This is a genomic window from Rhizobium sp. P1_E6 (assembly GCF_056405875.1).
Genome location: NZ_JBFUBG010000032.1, coordinates 1 through 19,566, shown reverse-complemented (window position 1 = coordinate 19,566; position 19,566 = coordinate 1). Strand labels below are relative to the sequence as shown.

Below are 19,566 nucleotides of genomic sequence, written 5' to 3'. Positions count from 1 at the left end.
GCAGCATCGCTTTTTTTCCAGAGAAACCCTCAGAAAAACATGGATTTCCGCGATATTGGCAATCCAGTTTCTCTGGGGCAGCCGACCACGACTGGTGTGTATGGCCTCATATCGACCGACGCCCTGAAAAGCTTGGCCGGAAGAGGATGAAGCCTTTCTCTTCGCCGGGGAGAAGGGAGTTGAGATCAGGCGGCAGCGCTTGCGACGCCTYCAAAAGCAAAACCTTCATCCGCCCAGCCGGTCAGGCCACCGATCATCAGCTTGACGGACAGGCCGAGGCGGGAGAGGCGCAATGCCGCCTTGTCCGCGCCGTTGCAATGCGGGCCGGCGCAATAGACAACGAACAGCGTATCGGCAGGCCATTCGGACATGCGGTGCGCGGTCATCTTGCCGTGCGGCAGGTTGAGGGCGCCTGGTATATGCGAGAGGTTGAAGAGCGTCGGCGAGCGCACGTCGAGCAGCACGAAATCGACCTTGCCGGAGGCGAACGCGGCGTTCACATCCGAGCAGTCGGTTTCGAAGGCGAGCTTGCGGGCGAAGTGTTCGGCGGCAGCCTCAGATGCTGCGGCGGGGATTTCAGAAACGGGGCTCGGCATAATCTGGTCCTTTGTTGGTTCTGGTCTTGGCTTGGTTGCAGCTGATCATTGCTGATGATAGTGATTGGCGAAATTGGCCATCATGACCGATAGCGTAAAGATCATGCCAAAAGCGGATATGCATAAAACGCAGGGGCCGCATGTCGTGGCGCTTGCCTATGACGGGCTCTGCACCTTTGAATTCGGTATCGCCTATGAGGTCTTCGGCCTGTCCCGGCCGGAGATGGGCGAGGGCTGGTATCGTTTCTCGGTCGCCGGCATCGAGCCGGGTCCGCTGCGTGCGGCCGGCGGGCTCACGGTCGCCGTCGACAACGGGCTTGAACTGCTCGACGAGGCCGATCTCATCATCGCACCGGGATGGCGATCGATCGATGCGGCGGTGCCGGAGCCCCTAATCGCCGCCTTGCAGGCTGCGCACCAACGAGGCGCGCGGATCATGTCGCTCTGCTCGGGTGTGGCCGTGCTTGCCGCCGCCGGTCTGCTTGCCGGGCGGCGGGCAACGACACACTGGCGCTATGTCGCCTCGATCGCTGCGCGTTACCCCGACATCGCGCTCGATGCCGACGTGCTCTACATGGACGAGGGCAGCATTTTGACGGCGGCAGGCAGTGCGGCCGGCATCGACCTTTGCCTGCATGTGGTGCGCGGCGATTTCGGCCCCGACGCCGCCAACAGCGTGGCGCGACGTCTCGTCGTTCCGCCGCATCGCGAGGGCGGGCAGGCGCAATTTATCGCGGCCCCCGTGCCGGAAGAGCGCGAAGGCATTCGTCTCGGGCCATTGATCGAATGGATGCGTGGTCGGCTTTCCGAGGAGCAGCCGATCAGCCTGCTCGCAGGCAAGGCAGGCATGAGCATGCGTACCTTCCAGCGCCGCTTCGAGGCGACGACGGGTGACAGCGTAGGCGAGTGGCTGCTGAAGGAGCGGTTGCGGCATGCCCGCGACCTGCTGGAAAAGGAGCTCGCCGTCTCACTCGACGATATCGCTGTCGCCTGCGGCTTCGGCACGTTGGCGACGATGCGCCACCATTTCCGCCGGCGGCTCGGCACGAGCCCCAGCGCCTACAGGAAGTCTTTCGGGCTTTGAGGATCGACGGATAAAGAAAAAGCCGCCGTGGACGGGCGGCTTTTTCATCAGGCTTTTCGGAGGTCCTACTCCGCAGCCTGGCGCGCCATCGGGTTGTTCGGATGCGTCGTCCAGTTGGCGTAGGCGGGCTCGACCACCTTGCCGGTGCGCTTATCCAGAGAGCCGGCGGGAAGCTGCTCCATGGTGATGCAGTTTTCGACCGGGCAAACGCTGACGCAGAGATTGCAGCCGACGCATTCCTCGTCCATCACTTCGAAATGCCGAACGCCATCCACGAAGTTGGTGATCGCCTGGTGCGAAGTGTCCTCGCAGGCGATGTAGCAGCGGCCGCATTTGATGCAGGCGTCCTGATCGATCTTCGCCTTGGCGATGTAGTTGAGGTTGAGGTACTGCCAGTCGGTGACGTTGGGCACGGCGCGGCCGGTAATGTCGTCGAGGGTCTTGTGGCCCTTTTCGTCCATCCAGTCGGAGAGGCCGGTGATCATCTCCTGGACGATCTTGAAACCGTAGGTCATGGCTGCGGTGCAGACCTGAACATTGCCGGCGCCGAGGACCAGGAATTCAGCCGCATCGCGCCAGGTGGTGATGCCGCCGATGCCTGAGATCGGCAGGCCGTAGGTTTCCGGATCGCGGGCGATCTCGGCGACCATGTTCAGCGCGATCGGCTTGACCGCCGGGCCGCAATAGCCGCCGTGGCTGCCCTTGCCGCCGACGGTCGGGTTCGGCGCGAAATTGTCGAGATCGACGGACACGATGGAGTTAATCGTATTGATCAGCGAGACGGCATCCGTGCCGCCGGCTTTTGCTGCACGGGCGGGGCGGCGGACATCGGTGATATTGGGCGTCAGCTTGGTGATGACGGGCATGCGGGTGTACTGCTTGCACCAGCGCACGACCATTTCGATATATTCCGGCACCTGGCCRACCGCCGAGCCCATGCCGCGCTCGGACATGCCGTGCGGACAGCCGAAGTTCAGTTCGATGCCGTCTGCCTCGGCCTCTTCCACCAGCGGCAGGATGGCCTTCCAGGCCTGCTCCTCGCAGGGCACCATGATCGAGGCGATGAGCGCCCGGTCAGGCCAGTTCATCTTGACCTGCTTCATTTCCCGCAGATTGGTCTGCAGGTCGCGGTCGGTGATGAGCTCGATATTGTTCAGGCCGAGCAGGCGGCGGTCTGCGCCCCAGATCGCGCCATAACGCGGGCCGTTGACGTTGACGACAGGCGGGCCTTCCTCGCCGAGCGTCTTCCAGACGACACCACCCCAGCCGGCCTTGAAGGCACGCTCGACATTGTAGGCCTTGTCGGTCGGCGGCGCGGAGGCGAGCCAGAAAGGGTTCGGGGACTTGATGCCGACGAAATCATTGCGGAGATCAGCCATTGTTCATTCTCCCCTTCAAGCGACCGCGACAGCCGGAGCGGCTGCGGCAGACAGGGTGCGGTGAATGGATTCGGCCGCATCGCGGCCGTGGGCGACGGCAGAAACCGTAAGGTCGTCACCGCCGAAGACGCAGTCACCGCCGGCCCAGACGCCATCAATCGATGTGCGTCCTTCAGCGTCGACGGAGATGCGGCCGGTTTCCGTGCGCAAGGCGCCAATGCCTGAAGCTTCGAAGGTCTGGCCGATCGCCTTGAAGATCTGGTCGGTGGCGATCACACCAGTCTCGCCCGTGCCGGCGAGGCGGCCGTCGACGAGGCTGGTATATTCCACCTCGATCGCCGCGACCTTGCCATCCTGAGAAAGGATGGATTTCGGCGCCAGCCAATGGCGGATGATGACACCTTTCGAGGTGGCAAGATCCTGCTCGAATTCGGAAGCGTTCATGTGCTCCTTGCCGCGGCGGTAGCAGATCGTCACCTCTTCCGCGCCAAGCAGCTTTGCCTGCACGGCAGCGTCGATTGCCGTCATACCGCCACCGAGAACGACGACGCGGCGGCCGATGGCGATCTCGCCCTTGTTGTCTGCCTGACGCAGGGCCGCGATGAAATCGACGGCGTCATCGACACCAGGAAGGTTTTCGTTGTCGACGCGCAGTGCATTGACGCCGGCAAGGCCGAGGCCGAGGAAGACGGCGTCATACTGGCCCTGGAGATCGGCAAGCGAGAAATCGCGGCCGAGCTGCTCACCGTGCTTTACCTCGATGCCGCCGATGGAGAGGACATAGTCGACCTCTTTCTGCGCGAAGTCGTCGACCGTCTTGTAGGTGGCAATGCCGTACTCGTTGAGGCCGCCCGACTTCGGCTTGGCATCGTAAATCACGACTTCGTTGCCCTTGACGGCGAGGCGGTGGGCAGCCGCGAGACCGGCGGGGCCTGCGCCGACGACGGCGATCTTCTTGCCTGTCGGCTCTGCCCGTCGGTAGAATTGCTTGCCGGCACTCATTGCCGCATCCGTCGCGTAGCGCTGCAGGCGGCCAATCTCGACGGGGCGCTCTTCGGCCGTGTTGCGCACACAGGCCTGCTCGCAGAGTTCTTCGGTGGGACAGACGCGGGCGCACATGCCGCCGAGGATATTCTGATCGAAGATCGTCTTGGCCGAGCCGATCGGATTACCGGTCGAAATCTGGCGGATGAAGAGCGGAATATCGATGGAGGTGGGACAGGCCGTCATGCACGGCGCGTCGTAACAGAAATAACAGCGGTCGGAGGCGACCAGCGCTTCGTGATTGTCGAGGCGCGGGTGAAGATCGGAAAAATTAGCCTCGTACTCGGCGGAAGCAAGCCGGCCGGCACGAATCCCAGTTTCCAGACGTTCCATTGAAGTTCCCTCTTTATTGGTAACGGCCAGTGAGGGAATCGTAACTCAGGTTCAAAAATTTATCAAACGGTAAAATTTTGGCAATTTTCACTCGTTTCCTTCTCCTAACTGATTGATTTTATTCGCTGTGGTAATTCTTTGGGCAATCTCTGCCTTTCAATTGGACGGACCGAAGCGGCACTCGGATTTCGGCCCGCGAAAAAAAATTGATAAAAGTCCAATTTATTTCCAATCGTGCGGAACCAAAGTTAACGCGCGTAGTTAATGCGATATCCGGATGATGACCGCATCGACCCAACATGCGCGCCCCCAACCCATCATTCGGACGAACTCACGGTCCCCTCCCGGTGAGTGGAGACAGCCGGTGCGCCGCCCTCGCACCGGCTGTTCTCCGTTCAGGCTCCAACAATTTAGCAGGCAGGCAATTGCAGCAAGGTGCGCAGCGGTTTTGCGCCCGGAATTGCGTGAAGATAAAACGTCTCAGGTGCTTTTGAGGATTTCGAATTCCGTCTCCGGAACAGTCAGGTGATATTCAATGCGGCCGGGCACCAACGTCAGTTCGGCCTTGCCATTGACGGAGGAGGGCACGACACGCTCCAGCACCGTGCGGCCGAAGCTGTTCTCGCTGAATTCGTGCACATCGGCGCTGTTTGGAAGCACTTCCACCCAGGTGAGCTCGATCGCCCGGCGACCGGCGATGTCAGCATCCCGGCAGTTCAGCGTGACGGACGTCGCCCCGCTGGCGATTGCGCCATAAGAGGCGGAATTGACGATCAGTTCATGTAGCGCCAGGCCGACATGCACGGCGGCGTTCGGCGTCAGATGGGCGTTGATGCCAAAGATCGGCATGGAACCTGATGTTTCCGGCCAGTAGGGGGCGAACTGCTTTCCGGCGAGCTCGAACAGGAAGGCACCGCGCCAGCTGGAATCGGTGATCAGATCCTGCGAATTGGAGAGCGATTGCAGACGGCCGCGGAACTTTACAAGAAAGCTATCAAGCGAAATCGTGTTCCGGGCCGTCTGGGTGGCGATGCCCTGGATGATGGCAAGCAGGTTCTTGGAGCGGTGGGAAAGCTCGCGCAGCAGCGATTTCAGCACCTTTTCGCGATGCCGACTTTCGGTAATCTCCGAGATGACGGAGAGCAGGCCGTAGTTGTTGCGCGCGCCGGTACGTTGAACTTTCAGTTCGAATGTCCTGACTTCGCCATCGATTGCAACATCGACCTCGGCACTGCTGGAGGCGCCGGTTTCAAGCACCCTGTGCTTCATGGCGGCAAGGGATTTGCCATGTGCTTCGCCAAACAGCGAACCGTCATCACCACCGGTGACAAAACGCTTCTTGAAATAGGGAAGAAGATTCTCGGCATAGATCATGGCAAGGCCCGCATCCTGATACAGGACCGAGATAGCGGCGCTGGCGAGCGCGCGCTCCATCATGGCCGCTTTGCCTTCAGTGGTGAAAGGCGTTCCGGACTGTGGTCCAGTCGTATTCACTCGGCCGCCTTTCCTCAGTCCATCAGAACACAGGGAGGGATGCTACCCCTCCCGACAAAACTGCCGTTCATTCTAAAAGCAAGCGCTGCAAAAACCGTTAAAACCCCGAATACGCTCCGGCAGAGCCGGAACGCATTGCTACCGGAATGGTTCCGGCGCGGCTGAATTTCACGTTTCAGGCCGCCACACGGGTCGTTTCGTTGAAGAAAAGCGCCTGGCTGATGAGGGCCTTGACCATGTCGGGGTTGAAGGGCTTGGTCACGAGGAAGGTGGGCTCCGGCCGTTCTCCGGTCAGCAATCTCTCCGGGAAGGCGGTGATGAAGATGACGGGAACGCTCGATGTCTTCAGGATATCGTTGACAGCGTCGATGCCCGAGCTGCCGTCGGCAAGCTGGATATCGGCCAGCACCATGCTCGGCTTCGTCTTGTTGTAGAGCGCGACGGCTTCCGTATGGGTGCGGGCGATGCCGGTGACCCGGTGGCCGAGGCTTTCGACCATCTGCTCGATATCCATGGCGATCAGCGGTTCGTCTTCGATGATCATGATATCCGTGGCCACCTGGCGCGAAATCTCATGCGACGCCTTGTCGAGCAGTTGCATGGTTTCCTGTTCGGTGATCTCGAGAATCTCGCCGATTTCCGAGACGCGGAAATTCTCGACCGAGGCAAGCAGGAAAGCCTGCCTAGCGAGCGGCGAGACCTTTGAAAGGTTTAGCGTCGCGCGCTGTTCCCAAGCATAGGGAGAGGACGGTTCAGGAATCTCGACTGCAGTGGAACCAAATAATTGCGTGAACAGTTTGTAGAGTGCGACGCGGTCATTCGCGGTATCCGGGAATATGGACAGGTCGGCGATGATCGCCTCCAGGACGGCGGCGACATAAGCATCGCCCGATGTCTGGGTGCCGGTAAGCGCGCGGGAATAACGACGCAGATAAGGAAGGTGCGGCGCAATTCGAGTGGAAAGTGTCATTAAAAACTCCCGTCTACAGGCCGGTAAATGGCTGCTGCAATGACCTGAAAACGCGATCTTCATAAAAAAGTTCCGCAAGGTGAGGAACTTTTTTTACAGCGTCGCATTATCCTAGCCGACAAACGAAGGGCGTCACGTTTTGAACCATGTGAACGGAATGGATTTGCAGCATCAACGGTTTGAAAGAACCGGCTTGATCGATCTGATGTCCGTTCCATTTAGCTTTTGCAGAAGACATTGCCTTTCATCCCGAGACAACAGGCAAGAAGTGATCATTTGATGACAACACAAAAGACAGAAGCACCGGACGTGCGCCAGCTGGAAGTGCGGGCGAGCGATATACTGGACCCGAACAATCAGATCGGCGTCAGGCTGCGATCGCTCTATGCTGCCGCTCATGAGGAAGCTATTCCCGATCGCTTCCTGGACCTGCTGGAAAAACTCGACCGAGCCGAACTCATGGCTGCCGCAAAGATGGCCGAATAGGAATACCCGCATGGAAAAAGCGCAACCGAGCTTCAAGCGCGAACTCCTGGCGGCCCTGCCAAGTCTTCGCGCCTTTGCAATATCCCTGATCGGCCGACACGACCGCGCCGACGATCTGGTCCAGGACACCATCATGAAAGCCTGGGCCAAGCAGGACCATTTCGAGATGGGCACCAACATGAAGGCCTGGCTCTTCACGATCCTGCGCAACGAGCTTTACAGCCAGATGCGCAAGAGCGGCCGTGAGGTGCAGGACAGTGATGGTTTGTTTACCGAATCCATGGCGACGCACCCGTCCCAATACGGCGCGCTCGACCTGCAGGACTTCAAGAAGGCGCTGGACCAGCTGCCACCGGACCAGCGCGAAGCGATCATTCTCGTTGGCGCGTCGGGCTTCTCTTATGAGGAAGCGGCGGAAATCTGCGGCTGCGCCGTTGGCACCATCAAGAGCCGCGTGAACCGCGCGCGCCAGCGTCTACAGGATCTCCTGCAGATATCAGGCGAGGCGGATTTCGGCCCCGATGCCACATCGGCGCCGTTGACGTCGAAGGCCTTTGCCTTCTGATCAAAATGTTTCCTGGGAGGAAGGATGGCCGGCTGCCCTATCGGGCGCCGGCTTTTTTATGCGGTAAGATGGCTGGCCGATTTCAACATGATGCTACAAACAGATAGCGCGCCCAAAAAACCTGGACGCGCTCTGTTTTCGCGGCAATCACCCTGAAAGAAATGATGGATTAGTCGTGCCGCTTCGGGCCGATCAGATTGGACGCGACAAGAGCCGCGACGATACCCGCCGTCAGTAGCGGCTGAGAGCGGATAAGGCCGATGCCGACGGTTGCCAGGGATTCCATCGCTGCGCGACGTTCGCGGGCGCGGCGGGCTTCCTGGCGATTCATGATCGCCATGATGACCAAGACGATGATCGCGATCAGCAGCGCGCAGGCCGCCAGGAAAAGCGAGGCGCCGACCGGCCCGTAAATGCCTGCCAGCCAGATGGCGCCTGCGGTCACGCCAAGCGCATAGGCGGTCAGCAGAAAAAGCAACGCAACGGCGATGAAGATGCCGTTGCGCTTGGTGCGTTCCACCGTGCGGTGAACGCTCGTGCCGACGAGCAGGCTCAGGATTGGGAAGAGCATCGAGCCTCCTAAATCAATTCCAGCAAAAGTGCGTAGCGGTTTTGCGTCCGGAATTGCGCTAAAACAAACAGATAGAATGGTTCCGTTTTCAGAGAAAAGCGGAAATACTCTAGCGGCGGGCGAGCATGGCGACGAGCAGGCCGAAGGCGGCAGCCGCACCGACCGTTGCCAGCGGGTGACGACGCACGGTGTTTCGTACTTCGCCGGCGCCGCGCAGGTAACTTTCCTGGAGCTCTTTCAGCAGGTCCTCGCTGCGGCCGAGGATGTCTTCGTAGCTTGCGGATGCCTGCGAGCGGAGCTTTTCACCCTGATGGCGGGAGGTCTTGCCGAGAACATGCGTCAGTTCGGCGAGCTCTTCGCGCAGGGCTTCGATCTGGTCCTCGACACTGGCTTCGAGATTGTGGAGAGCGCCGTTACGGCGGCTGCGGCTGGACTGGAAGAAAGAATAGGCCATGATTGTCTCCATAGCTGGGCGCGGCTAAGCGCCGCCCGGTTTCATACGGGGTCAGCACCATCAGTGGCACGGAAGAGAGCGCCCGGCTTTGACCCAAATCATTGCGGACAACGCAGTTGGGCCGGAAAGGTTCCTCAGCTGGCGGGAAGCGCGCTGTGCGCCAGCACAAAAGGCGTGCCATCGACAGGGACCTGATTGACGCGCAACGGGCAGCCGAAGACGGACTGCATGGTTTCGTCCGTCAGTACCTCACGCACATTGCCGGCGGCCGCCAGCCGGCCGGATTTCATCAGCACGATCCTGTCGGCGAAGAGCGCCGTGAGGTTCAAATCGTGCATGACGGCGATTACGCCGCCGCCGCGTTCGCAGAAACTGCGCGCCAGCCTCATGATCGTCAGTTGATGACTAATGTCGAGGCTGGAGACGGGCTCGTCGAGCAGCAGCCAGCAGGGCCTGCCGTCGACAACAGGTTCAGCGATCTGGCAGAGAACGCGGGCGAGCTGCACGCGCTGCTGCTCGCCGCCTGACAGTTCCTGATAGAAACGGGCTTCGAAGCCTGTCAGATCGACAGCGGCAAGGGCTTTGGCGGCGGTCTCGTCGGCCTGATCCGGGCGAAGGTTGAGGCCCGAGGTCAGGCCCATACGGACGATCTCGCGCACCGTGAACGGGAACGAAATGGCGCTTGCCTGCGGCAGGACTCCGCGAACAATGGCGAGCTGCCATGGCTTGAGGGTGCGCACTTCTTCGCCGTTCAGACGAACCGAGCCGTTATAGATCAGTTCGCCGGAAACAGCTTTCATCGTCGTCGTCTTGCCGGAGCCGTTGGGGCCGGCAATCGCGGTCAGTTCACCGGCGTTTGCCGCGAAGGCGACGTCGCGCACGATGGTCTTGCCGGAAAGGGATACGCTGACGTCGGAAACTTTGATCATCGACATAACTCAAAGGGCAAGGCGCGAGCGCTGCCGCAACAGGATCCAGAGGAAAAACGGGCCGCCGACGGCTGCCGTGATGATACCGATCGGCAGTTCGGCCGGTGCGACGATGGTGCGGGCGAGCACATCCGCGAAAATCAGCAACGAGCCTCCGAGCAGGGCGGAGGCCGGCAACAGGAAACGATGGTCGGGGCCGATCACCATGCGCAGGATATGCGGCACGACAATGCCGACGAAACCGATGCCGCCGCTGACGGCAACCGAAGCACCGGTTGCGGCGGCAACGGTGACGATGGCGATATTCTTCAGCCGCTGGACGGGTACGCCCATGTGAAAGGCTGCGGCCTCGCCGAGCGTGATGGCGTTCAGGCCGCGTGCCATGAAGGGGAGCGCGATGAAGGACAGGAGGATGATGGGGCCGGCGGCAGCGATCTTGACCCAGGTGGCGCCGGCAAGCGAGCCCATGCCCCAGAAGGTGAGATCGCGCAGCTGCTGGTCGTTTGCCATGTAGATCAGCACGCCCGTCAGCGCGCCGGCCAAGGCCCCGAGCGCGATGCCGGCGAGCAGCATGGTGGCGACAGAGGTCTGGCCGTTGCTGGTGGCGACCCGGTAGAGCAGCAGGGTGGTGGCGAGGCCGCCGCCGAAGGCTGCTAGCGGAAGGGCGTAAATGCCGAGCGCAAGGTAAAACGGTGCCGCGATCGTACCGCCGAGCACGATCATGACGACAGCGCCGAGAGCAGCCCCGGAGGAGACGCCGACAAGGCCGGGATCGGCCAGCGGGTTGCGGAACAGGCCCTGCATGACCGCGCCGGAGACGGCGAGCGATCCGCCGATCAGGAAGCCGAGGATGGCGCGGGGCAGGCGGATATCGAAGATGATGATCCGGTCACGCGCGCTGAGTGCCGTTTCGGAGCCCGTCATATTTCTCATGACATCGAGAATGGAAGCGTCCGATGCCCCTGTCGTGATGGAAAAGAGCAGGGCGAAGACGGAAGCCAAGATGAGAAAGGTGATACCCAGCAGGGCGAGGTTGGTTCTGTCGCCCGCCTGCCTGCTTCTGCGGAATGTCACAGGGAAGGATCGCCTGTTTTCCATCATGGCTTCCGGAACGGCCATCGTCAGCCCCCGTAGATCGCCGTGTTGAGCTCGCGAACGGCGCTTGCCGTGCGCGGGCCAAAGCCCAGCAGATGCATGCCGTCCATGCGGATGATCGCCTTTTTTTCGCCGGCCGGCGTCAGCGCGATCGATGGCTGGGCGAGCAGATCCTCGTTCTTGGTGCCGGCACCGTCGCCGCGGTTCATCATCAGGATCACGTCGGGCTTGGCGCTGATGATCGCCTCATCGGTGAGCGGCTTGTAGCCGGGGAATTCGCCGACAGCGTTGATGGCGCCGGCAAGCTTGATGATGCCGTCAGCAGCGGTGCCGGTGCCCGAAGCCATGATGCGGCCGTTCTGGGCGCTGAGGACGAAAAGAACGCGCTTGCGCTCCGCCTCGGGGCGCTTTCCGGCATCAGTGACGGCGGCGTCGAGATCGGCGCCGACCTTTTCTTCAAGCGCCTTAGCCTTATCCTGAACGTTCAGGAGCGTGCCGACGCGATCGATCTTGGCGATGATGCCGTCGCGCGTATAGGCGTTCGGAACGGTCTCGAAGGGCACGCTGGCGTTCTTCAGAACGTTCAGCGCTTCCTGCGGGCCTGAGCCCTCGACGGCGATGATCGCCGTCGGGTTCATGGCGAGAATGCCTTCCGGCGAAAGCGCGCGCATGTAGCCGACGTCGGGCAGCTTCAAGGCGGCTTCCGGATACGTGCTCGTCGTATCGCGGGCGATCAGCCTGCTTTCCTCGCCGAGCGCGTAGATAACCTCGGTGACGTCGCCGCCGACCGAAACCAGCCGCGAGGTGTCGAGCTTCTTGTCCTCGGCATGCGCGGCGCGGACGAAAGCATAGCTCTCGCCAGCGGGTGCCGCCGGGATCAGCGGCAGGGCCATGACGGCCGCCGTCAAGGCCAGTTCCCAGAGACGGATCCGGCGCAGGTTGTTACGCATCTTCATCGTTGCGATCCTTATGCGGCGACGCTCGTTGCCCGCGGCAGGTTTTCCATGATCTCACGCCATTCGCCACTCTCGTCGGAGCCTTCCTTCCGCTTGCCGAAGAACTGGATGATCATGTTGCCTTCGGCGTCATAGGCTTCGAGCGAGGTGACATGGCCATCCTTGGTCGGCTTGCGCACGGCCCAGGTCTCGGCAATGTGGTCCTGGCGCAGATGCAGGTGGAAGGTCTCGTCGAGGATGTTGATCCACGGACCCATCGGCTGGACGTTGAAGATCGGGCCGGCATGGATCTGCACGATGCCGTTATTGGCAACGAAGCACATGATCGGCAGGCCTGATTTGACGGAAGCATGCATCATGTCGGCCGTCGCCGTATTGTCGAGCTTCCAGGCATAGTCGTCGCCGACGGTGCGCACGGCGGCCTGGCGGCCGATCTTCAGGCGCTTCAGCATGCCGAAGAATTCATGCGTGTCGGTCATCTTGCTCCAGTTGTCACGCAGCTCTTCGCGGCTGACATTGCCGTCCTCGTCAGAAGCGGAAGATGCTTCTGCCTCGACGAGTTCCTGGCCCTGGTCATCGAGCTTCAACTCGGCGACGATGCGATGGTAGGCTTCGACGTTTGATGCCGGGCGCAGATGGATCTTGTGGACGGCGTTGCCGGTCTTGTCGAAATACTGAAGGCTGAGGCGCTCGGCGTCGCCATCCTTCTTGGTGACGGCAAAGGCGTGGACCCAGCGGCTCGGGAAGACGCGCAGATCGATGTTTTCGCCGAGCACGATGGCGTTGTGCTCGCCGACCTTGATGTTTTCGTAGACGCCGATCTTCTCGTGCACGGCGCTTTCGTTGCGCGACAGCGCCATGACTTCGCCGAGATCGGCGACACGCTCCAGGAGCTTTGCGGCGCTGGCATCGATACTGATAGCACTGATGCCGACTTCGGCGGCAACGAGGGCCGCCTCGGAAATCTTGAGCTGCGCGGCAATGTCGCGCTCGCGCATCTTCGGATTTTCAGCGCGGAATGCGCGGATTTCGGATGGTGCCGGTCTGATCTGCTCGGTCATGTTCTACCCTGCTTATTGAGGCTACTTGTTGAGAATGAGTTTGCCCTGACGGGTGATCTTCAGGCGGTAGATCACGCCATCGTGCCGAATCATGATCTCGTTGGTGCCGGCAAAAAGATCGCCGCTTTCGAGAACACGGATTTCGGCCACTGCCGGTTCGTTGCGCAGCTGTGCGAGCTTAAAGGTATCTGGCTTTTCAACCATCATTTCGGTCGGCTTATTCCGTGATTGCGGGGGTCAAGACCCCGGGTCCGGTGACATTTATCTTGACTCTCATACTCATAGTTTTTTAAAGACGCAATAATTGAAGACAAAAGCAGTCAAGTTTTTGATGCTGCTGTTTTGGAGCCGTTTGACGGCGGTCGATTTGCTCTGTGGAGAGGCGATAATGACGGGTCGGTTTGCTGCGTTTGCGACTGGTGTGCTGTTTTCGATTTCGGGGGCGCAGGCCTATGCACAGGATGCCGCTGCCGCCTCCAAACTGGATGTCGAGCTCAATGCGCTGACGCCCTCGCAGAAGGGTTGCATGATGACCTTCGTTGCCGAAAACAATCTGGCGACGCCGATCAACAAGGTCTCCTTCGAACTCGCCTTCTTCAACGACAAGAATGCCGTCGACCGGATCACCGTGCTCGATTTCCGCGATCTGCCGCAGGGCAAGAAGCGCGTGCGCCAGTTCGATATGCCTGGTGTCAAGTGCGAGACGGTCACGCGCGTCCTCATCAACGACACGCCTGTCTGCGACGGACCGGCTGCCGGTGAATGCATGAAGGGTCTCGTGACCCGTTCGCAGATTTCGGTTCCTTTCGAAGGCTAAGACAAGGTCGAAAGCCAAAACCGGGCCGGGAGGAAACCCGGCACGCATATTCAGGCTGTCCGAGGCGCAAAATGGCAATTTCAGCGAAGTCCAGATCGAGACGCGTGCTCATCGAGGAGGCGAGCGCTGACGATAGCCTGAATGACAATAATCCCGGCATGCATCCCGGCCACGAACTATCCGACCTGCGCAATGCGCAGCGCCAGCCGGCCGGCGAGCAGGTGATCCATTATGCGCGTTTCGCGCAGATCTCCTCTTTCCCCGATCATCCGGAAGCAGCATCGGCCTCTTCCGTCACCCCGCCGCCGATGGATGCGGCAGTGGAAAAGCAGGAAGACGAGAAGTCGCCGGTGCGGCGGCGGGTGGCGCTGACGTGTATTTGCTCGTTCTTTTTTCATGCCGGTCTGGTGATTGCTCTTACGATATTCGCTCCAGAGCCGTCGTTTGAGGCGATTGAAGATGCTGGTGAGGCCGTTAGCGTCGTTGTGTACGGCGATTCCGATCTTGACCAAACATCGGCGGGTGATCCTGATCTGGAAATCAAGCCTGATGAAATTGCCGCGGAAGAAGTTGAGCCGGATACGATTCAATCCACTAGGCAAACTGCCGAACTCCAGCCTACGGAAACACAATCCGAGCAAGCGCAGCCAATGGACGCCGAACCTGTAGAGGCCGTGCAGCCTGCACAGGAAGTCACACGTGTCTCGCCCGAAACGGTTGTGGCCGCAGAACCTGAAATTCTTGTTTCCGAGAATCCTGCGGACACGTTCGTGGCTCAACCAATGGCTACTGTAGTGCCGGAACAGCCTCTGCCGGATGACATGCCGACGGTAGCGCCATTGCAGGCAGAAACGGCCACTGTCCAGCCGACCGAAGTTCAACCCACAGAGGTTCAGCCAGAAGAAGTGAAGCCGATAGAGACTGCTGAGGTCTCGCCGGAGCCGGAAGAAAAGCCTGTACCGACGCCGAAGCCGAAGATCGAAAAGCCAAAGGCCGTCGAGAAGAAGCAGCCTCAAAAAAGCGTTCGGCCTACTGGTGGAAGAGAAGGTTCGAGTCGCCAAGACTCGACGAAAGGCGTCAGCACGGGGCAGGATGCACCACAAACCGATGGTACATCAACCACCGCAGGTAGAGGTGACGGCATGGGAAGTGCGGCCGTAGCCAACTACCCCGGCAAGATCCAAAAGCGTATTCGTCGTGCGGTTCGCGTGCCTGAAGAATATAAGAAAATGAAGGGAGTAACTGTCAGCGTCCGCTTGACCATCAACGGTACCGGCAGGGTAGACGCGCTCTCCGTTTCCCGCAGTTCGGGTATTGCAGAGTTGGACAAGGTTGTTCTCGATGGCGTGCGCCGAGCTGCACCTTTTCCTCCGCTTCCGTCGGAGTGGGGTAAATCGACCTGGTCATTTACCCAGAACGTCGAGGTCTCGAGATAATATGATAAAAATAATCAACTTTATACTTTACTCTAAAAATCAAGTTTAATAAGGTGCCGTTCGCACACGCAGGAATCGTGTGACGATCAACGAGCGAACGGGTGGTAAATGGCTCGAAAGGCGAAGAAGGGGGCGAACCGGGAGATCCGTGTTCAAGCCGATCAGGAGACGAAGGAGTCTTCCTCCGGACGCTCCAAGCTGGATGGCCGCAGTTTCCTCTATGTCGGCGGTCGTGATTGCCAGGTGGCGCATCTTCGCCAGATCGCCAGCAATTTCGGCGCCGAGCTCATCCATCATGACGGCGGCCTTCGCGAAGCCGTTTCGCGCATCGATACATTGCTTCCCTCGGTCGACTGCGTGTTCTGCCCCATCGACTGTATCAGCCACGATGCCTGCCTGCGTGTGAAGACCGGCTGCAAGAAGTTCAGCAAGGCCTTCATCCCATTGCGCAACGGCAGCAAGTCCAGCCTGGAGCGTGCGCTGCAGACGATGAACGAACGAGACAATTCGCGATGACTGAAGAACGCCCTGACGGGTTTACGATGATCGGCCTGCATAAGCTTGCCGCTCACGGCGGCGATGGCCTGGTGCCGGAGCTCTACGAKATTTTCCTTGAGAATGCCGCGCGTCAGCGCAGCTATCCGAACGTGGTGCTGTTTCCCGCCTGGGAAGCGCGCATGCCCGGTGAAGAGGCCGCAAAACCCATTGGCGCGGATGCTGCCAAGGGCAATAATATCGTCGCCTTTCCGCTTTATGCTGAGCGGGCGGACAAGAAAAAGGCGTAGGGAGTTTTTGATGTATATCGCGATGAACCGTTTCAAGGTTGCAGCCGGCGCCGAGGGTGATTTCGAGGCTGTCTGGCGCAACCGCGACTCGAGCCTCTCCGAGGTTCCGGGTTTCGTCGAATTCCGCCTGCTGCGCGGCAAGGCCAATGCGGAGGAGGGCTATACGCTATTTTCTTCCCACACKCTCTGGCGCAGCGAAGAGGATTTTCTGAACTGGACGAAGTCGGAGAATTTCCGTGCTGCGCATCGCAATGCTGGCGAGCGCAGGGAGATGTACAAGGGCCCGCCGGTGTTTGAGGGCTTCAACGTCGTGGATGGCATATGAGCGGCGATCCCGATCGCATCGAGGTTCTGCCAGTTCTGCCGTCACTCGATATTGGGGAGACGCTATCCTTTTATCGCGATCAGCTCGGCTTTGCCAAAATCGTGTATCAGGCGCCGGACTATCTGATCCTCCGGCGCGATGAGATGGAGCTGCATTTCTGGCTAACCGATGATCGCTCTCTGCCGGAAAAGACCTCCGTCTATCTGCGCGGCGGGCGCATTGCAGCGCTGCATGAGGAATATCATGCGAAGGGCGTTCCACGCCTGACGGATATGGAAGTGCGGGCGTGGAATATGGAGGAATTCTATATCCATGATCCGCATGGCAATCTCTTGCGATTTGGACGGATACCGAAGACGGTTGGTTAGGTTTCGATACGGAAAGGCGTTCGCCGACTTCCCCTTCTCCCCCACGGGGGAGAAGGTGGCCCGAAGGGTCGGATGAGGGGGCTCCGGATACCGACGGGAGATAGTGTCAGACAAGCTCGACAAGTTTTTTCATCGCATCGTCGCGAGAACAGTGATTGTGGCGTGATGCGAGGATGGCACCCGTGGCCCCCTCATCCGCCCTCCGGGCACCTTCTCCCCTGTTGGGAGAAGGGGGCTAGTCCCGAACCCGCCAGAACGCACTCGCCGAAACCGCCAGCCAGCCTAGCATCATCGCCCAGCCGCCGGTCGGGGCTGCGTATGGGAACAGACCGGAGCCGGTGAAGCGGAGGGTGACGAGATCGCCCGCAAACAGCAGTGTCCCCGCAATCATCAGCAAACCGGCGAGCCAGGCGGTTTTGATTTTGCCTGCACCGAGCGCCAGTGCCAGAAGGGCAGGGGCGTGGGCAAGGCACATGGTGGAGGCCGAGGCGGCCAGATGCGCATCGCCGCCGCCATGGGCGGCAAGGGCGGCAAGAGCCACGCCTGCAAGGCCGAACAGGCCGGCGAAGAGGAAGAGCACCGGCTCCAGACGCGCGTTCAGGCTCATGATTGTTCCTTGTTCTGCATGTGATGGGCGAGCCGTTCGACCGGCGTCCAGATGAGGTCGCGCAGCGCCTGGCTGGGAATGGTTTCGTCCATAGCCTGGCGGAAGCAAAGCAGCCATTCGTCGCGTTCGACAGGGCCGATCTCGGCGACGAAATGGCGGCTGCGCAGACGGGGATGGCCGCGCTTGTCGGTATAGAGCGGCGGGCCGCCGAGATAACCGGTCATATATTCGTAGAATTTTTCTTCGCTGCCTTCGAGGCTTGGCGGATGCACGGCGCGCACGTGTTTCGCCTCCGGCAGCGTATCCATCAGCTCGTAGAAGCGATGGGTCAGAGCCCGGACGACCGGATCGCCTCCGATCGCCTCATATAAAGTCGTCACCTGTTCCGACAAGAAACCATCCCTTTAATACCCGCCCCAAGAGTGGCACGCATCCCCTGCGCCGCTCCGGGTTTTATACCAGCATCGGCTCACCAAAAACCGTTTCAGGCTTTTCGGTCCGATACTTAGATGCACCCGATCAAAAAGGATCGCAACTGTCATCAAAACACCGCGTCACTTCGCGCATAATCCTTTGCGAGGCAGGGTCTGCAGCCGATTCTTCTTGACAAAACCGTCCGGACGGTATCTTTATCAATCCATGTCAAACGCCCATCATCGCAAGAAACAACCCGTGCTCGTACGCCAGCAATTGCTGGAGGTCGCCGCGCGCCTTGCTGGTGAGAGTGGCATGAGCGCTGTGACGCTCGATGCGGTCTCGGCCGCGTCAGGTGTCAGCAAGGGCGGGCTGCTGCATCACTTTCCGACGAAGAACGCGCTGCTGGATGCCCTGTTCGAAAGCCTGCTGGAGAAGTTCGACGCCGATATAGACGAGTTGATGCGCGGCGACCCGCTGCCGCAGGGACGTTTCTCGCGCGCCTATCTGCAGGCGGTGTCCGGGCTGAAGGATCGTCCCGATGATTCCCGAAGCTGGACGCAGGTGACGATCGCGCTGCTTGCCGAACCCCGGTTGCGCCTGCGATGGCGCCAATGGGTGGCGGCGAGGGCCGAGGAATATATCGGCACCGACTCCGCGCTCGACACCCTGATCGTCCGTTTTGCCGCCGACGGTCTGTGGTTCGCAGATACGTTGGAAAGCCATGATATCAGCGATGCTCTGAGGCGAGACCTGATCGCCCGCCTCATCGAGCTGACCCACAAGTAGATTACGAAGGAATACCGCCATGAACCCGGCTGCTGTCTATGGGCTGCTCGTTGCAGCCATCGTGCTTGAAGTTATCGGCACGACAGCACTTCAGCTTTCCCAGCAGTTCACCCGCCTCGGGCCGACGGCGCTTGTGGTCGTCTGCTATGGGGCCGCCTTCTACTGCCTGTCGCTGACACTGAAGCATATTCCCGTCGGCATCGCCTATGCGATTTGGAGCGCTTTGGGAATCGTGCTGATTTCCACCGTCGGGCTTATCTTTTTCAAGCAGCGGCTGGATACGCCTGCCATCATCGGCCTCGGCCTGATCATCTCGGGCGTGGTCGTCGTCAACCTGTTCTCCAAGTCCATTTCCCATTGATCTGAAAGGGGGTTTTTCCGGGTCGCGAAGCCTGGAAAAATCCTCTTTGTCAAAATGCCGACAAAGGTCTATGTCTTCCTCTGATGCGGAGGAGAAACCGCTTTGGCTGTTCATTTCTCCAAAGCGCTTTGAATCCCGCCTTCCTGATTGCCCAAAATCCAAAGGTTCTAGAGGAGCACCGCCATGGCCATTCGCACCGTCGTCTGGGGAGAGAACATCCATGAGACAACCAACGAGATCGTCCGGGGCATCTATCCCGAGGGCATGCACACGACCATTGCCAAGGCGCTGAACAGCGATCCGGCGATTTCCGCGACGACCGCGACCCTGCAGGAGCCCGAACATGGGTTGACGGAGGCCCGGCTTGCCGAGACCGATGTCCTGACCTGGTGGGGCCATAAGGATCATGGCGCCGTCTCCGACGAAGTTGTCGAGCGTGTCGCCAAGCGGGTGTGGGAAGGCATGGGCCTGCTTGTGCTGCATTCCGGCCATTTCTCGAAGATCTTCAAGCGTCTGATGGGCACGCCCTGCGCGCTGAAATGGCGCGAGGCGGGCGAACGCGAGCGGCTGTGGACGATCAATCAGCGCCATCCGATCGCTGCCGGCATCGGCGAGCATTTCGAGCTGGAGAACGAAGAGATGTACGG

Annotated in this window: 26 protein-coding genes; 12 read left to right on the top strand and 14 right to left on the bottom strand. The window is 60.1% G+C overall.

Annotated features, from left to right (window positions below; all coding sequences use genetic code 11):
• Positions 1–185: 185 nt before the first annotated feature.
• Positions 186–596: a rhodanese-like domain-containing protein gene (locus tag AC1D35_RS17295; protein ID WP_477939225.1), complete on the bottom strand. Its 411-nt coding sequence runs from the start codon at positions 594–596 to the stop codon at positions 186–188.
• Between the two features lie 82 nt (positions 597–678).
• On the opposite strand from AC1D35_RS17295, the gene ftrA reads away from it, so the two are divergent.
• Positions 679–1,680, top strand: coding sequence for a transcriptional regulator FtrA (ftrA, locus tag AC1D35_RS17290; RefSeq protein ID WP_113311295.1), 1,002 nt, complete (start codon positions 679–681; stop codon positions 1,678–1,680).
• A 65-nt stretch (positions 1,681–1,745) separates the two neighbouring features.
• Here the strand turns inward: ftrA and preA are convergent, their stop codons facing one another.
• The 4 genes from preA to AC1D35_RS17270 all read right to left on the bottom strand — a co-directional run bounded on the left by preA (position 1,746) and on the right by AC1D35_RS17270 (position 6,900).
• Positions 1,746–3,059, bottom strand: coding sequence for an NAD-dependent dihydropyrimidine dehydrogenase subunit PreA (preA, locus tag AC1D35_RS17285; RefSeq protein WP_113311296.1), 1,314 nt, complete (start codon positions 3,057–3,059; stop codon positions 1,746–1,748).
• 15 nt (positions 3,060–3,074) lie between these two features.
• Positions 3,075–4,436 (bottom strand): NAD(P)-dependent oxidoreductase, encoded by a 1,362-nt coding sequence (locus AC1D35_RS17280; RefSeq protein ID WP_113311297.1) that lies wholly within the window; start codon positions 4,434–4,436, stop codon positions 3,075–3,077.
• Positions 4,437–4,916: 480 nt separating this feature from the next.
• Positions 4,917–5,870, bottom strand: a complete 954-nt coding sequence (locus AC1D35_RS17275; protein ID WP_113299818.1) for a sensor histidine kinase — start codon at positions 5,868–5,870, stop codon at positions 4,917–4,919.
• 235 nt (positions 5,871–6,105) lie between these two features.
• Positions 6,106–6,900 (bottom strand): response regulator, encoded by a 795-nt coding sequence (locus tag AC1D35_RS17270; protein WP_113299734.1) that lies wholly within the window; start codon positions 6,898–6,900, stop codon positions 6,106–6,108.
• 279 nt (positions 6,901–7,179) lie between these two features.
• On the opposite strand from AC1D35_RS17270, the gene AC1D35_RS17265 reads away from it, so the two are divergent.
• Both AC1D35_RS17265 and AC1D35_RS17260 read left to right on the top strand, forming a co-directional pair.
• The gene (locus AC1D35_RS17265; RefSeq protein ID WP_113311298.1) at positions 7,180–7,386 is read left to right on the top strand and encodes a NepR family anti-sigma factor; all 207 of its coding nucleotides are present in this window, start codon (positions 7,180–7,182) and stop codon (positions 7,384–7,386) included.
• Positions 7,387–7,396: 10 nt separating this feature from the next.
• Entirely contained in the window at positions 7,397–7,951 is a 555-nt protein-coding gene (locus AC1D35_RS17260) for an RNA polymerase sigma factor (RefSeq protein WP_007815244.1), read from the top strand.
• Positions 7,952–8,120: 169 nt separating this feature from the next.
• On the opposite strand, the gene AC1D35_RS17255 is transcribed toward AC1D35_RS17260, so the two are convergent.
• The 7 genes from AC1D35_RS17255 to hemP all read right to left on the bottom strand — a co-directional run bounded on the left by AC1D35_RS17255 (position 8,121) and on the right by hemP (position 13,224).
• Complete coding sequence (locus AC1D35_RS17255) at positions 8,121–8,522, bottom strand: hypothetical protein (protein WP_113311316.1); 402 nt, start codon at positions 8,520–8,522, stop codon at positions 8,121–8,123.
• A 109-nt stretch (positions 8,523–8,631) separates the two neighbouring features.
• On the bottom strand, positions 8,632–8,976 hold the full coding sequence (locus AC1D35_RS17250) for a DUF883 domain-containing protein (protein WP_113299731.1): 345 nt from the start codon (positions 8,974–8,976) through the stop codon (positions 8,632–8,634).
• 134 nt (positions 8,977–9,110) lie between these two features.
• Positions 9,111–9,905 (bottom strand): heme ABC transporter ATP-binding protein, encoded by a 795-nt coding sequence (locus AC1D35_RS17245; RefSeq protein WP_113311299.1) that lies wholly within the window; start codon positions 9,903–9,905, stop codon positions 9,111–9,113.
• Between the two features lie 9 nt (positions 9,906–9,914).
• Positions 9,915–11,024, bottom strand: a complete 1,110-nt coding sequence (locus tag AC1D35_RS17240) for an iron ABC transporter permease (protein WP_113311300.1) — start codon at positions 11,022–11,024, stop codon at positions 9,915–9,917.
• A gap of 2 nt (positions 11,025–11,026) precedes the next feature.
• Positions 11,027–11,956: a heme/hemin ABC transporter substrate-binding protein gene (locus tag AC1D35_RS17235; protein ID WP_113311301.1), complete on the bottom strand. Its 930-nt coding sequence runs from the start codon at positions 11,954–11,956 to the stop codon at positions 11,027–11,029.
• Positions 11,957–11,967: 11 nt separating this feature from the next.
• Entirely contained in the window at positions 11,968–13,017 is a 1,050-nt protein-coding gene (locus AC1D35_RS17230; RefSeq protein ID WP_113311302.1) for a ChuX/HutX family heme-like substrate-binding protein, read from the bottom strand.
• A gap of 21 nt (positions 13,018–13,038) precedes the next feature.
• The gene (gene hemP, locus AC1D35_RS17225; protein ID WP_113299726.1) at positions 13,039–13,224 is read right to left on the bottom strand and encodes a hemin uptake protein HemP; all 186 of its coding nucleotides are present in this window, start codon (positions 13,222–13,224) and stop codon (positions 13,039–13,041) included.
• Positions 13,225–13,405: 181 nt separating this feature from the next.
• Here hemP and AC1D35_RS17220 point away from each other — a divergent pair, with 181 nt between their 5' ends.
• The 6 genes from AC1D35_RS17220 to AC1D35_RS17195 all read left to right on the top strand — a co-directional run bounded on the left by AC1D35_RS17220 (position 13,406) and on the right by AC1D35_RS17195 (position 16,748).
• Positions 13,406–13,834, top strand: a complete 429-nt coding sequence (locus AC1D35_RS17220; RefSeq protein ID WP_113311303.1) for a hypothetical protein — start codon at positions 13,406–13,408, stop codon at positions 13,832–13,834.
• 71 nt (positions 13,835–13,905) lie between these two features.
• Positions 13,906–15,270, top strand: coding sequence for a TonB family protein (locus AC1D35_RS17215; protein ID WP_113311304.1), 1,365 nt, complete (start codon positions 13,906–13,908; stop codon positions 15,268–15,270).
• A 108-nt stretch (positions 15,271–15,378) separates the two neighbouring features.
• On the top strand, positions 15,379–15,786 hold the full coding sequence (locus AC1D35_RS17210; RefSeq protein WP_113299724.1) for a DUF2325 domain-containing protein: 408 nt from the start codon (positions 15,379–15,381) through the stop codon (positions 15,784–15,786).
• Entirely contained in the window at positions 15,783–16,055 is a 273-nt protein-coding gene (locus tag AC1D35_RS17205) for a hypothetical protein (protein ID WP_477939219.1), read from the top strand. The genes AC1D35_RS17210 and AC1D35_RS17205 overlap by 4 nt, the downstream gene beginning before the upstream one ends.
• Before the next feature lie 10 nt (positions 16,056–16,065).
• Positions 16,066–16,380 carry a heme-degrading protein HmuQ gene (gene hmuQ / locus AC1D35_RS17200; RefSeq protein WP_113311305.1) on the top strand — a complete coding sequence of 105 codons (315 nt, stop codon included), beginning with the start codon at positions 16,066–16,068 and terminating at the stop codon, positions 16,378–16,380.
• On the top strand, positions 16,377–16,748 hold the full coding sequence (locus tag AC1D35_RS17195) for a bleomycin resistance protein (RefSeq protein WP_113311306.1): 372 nt from the start codon (positions 16,377–16,379) through the stop codon (positions 16,746–16,748). Before hmuQ ends, AC1D35_RS17195 begins: the two co-directional genes overlap by 4 nt.
• Positions 16,749–16,983: 235 nt before the next feature.
• Here the strand turns inward: AC1D35_RS17195 and AC1D35_RS17190 are convergent, their stop codons facing one another.
• On the bottom strand, positions 16,984–17,355 hold the full coding sequence (locus AC1D35_RS17190; protein WP_113299720.1) for a DUF423 domain-containing protein: 372 nt from the start codon (positions 17,353–17,355) through the stop codon (positions 16,984–16,986).
• The gene (locus tag AC1D35_RS17185) at positions 17,352–17,747 is read right to left on the bottom strand and encodes a group II truncated hemoglobin (RefSeq protein ID WP_113311307.1); all 396 of its coding nucleotides are present in this window, start codon (positions 17,745–17,747) and stop codon (positions 17,352–17,354) included. Before AC1D35_RS17185 ends, AC1D35_RS17190 begins: the two co-directional genes overlap by 4 nt.
• 247 nt (positions 17,748–17,994) lie before the next feature.
• On the opposite strand from AC1D35_RS17185, the gene AC1D35_RS17180 reads away from it, so the two are divergent.
• The 3 genes from AC1D35_RS17180 to AC1D35_RS17170 all read left to right on the top strand — a co-directional run.
• Entirely contained in the window at positions 17,995–18,558 is a 564-nt protein-coding gene (locus AC1D35_RS17180; protein ID WP_113299718.1) for a TetR/AcrR family transcriptional regulator, read from the top strand.
• A gap of 19 nt (positions 18,559–18,577) precedes the next feature.
• On the top strand, positions 18,578–18,919 hold the full coding sequence (locus tag AC1D35_RS17175; protein WP_113311308.1) for an SMR family transporter: 342 nt from the start codon (positions 18,578–18,580) through the stop codon (positions 18,917–18,919).
• A gap of 183 nt (positions 18,920–19,102) precedes the next feature.
• Positions 19,103–19,566: ThuA domain-containing protein (locus AC1D35_RS17170; protein WP_477939214.1), on the top strand; the 464-nt coding region annotated here is incomplete at its 3' end.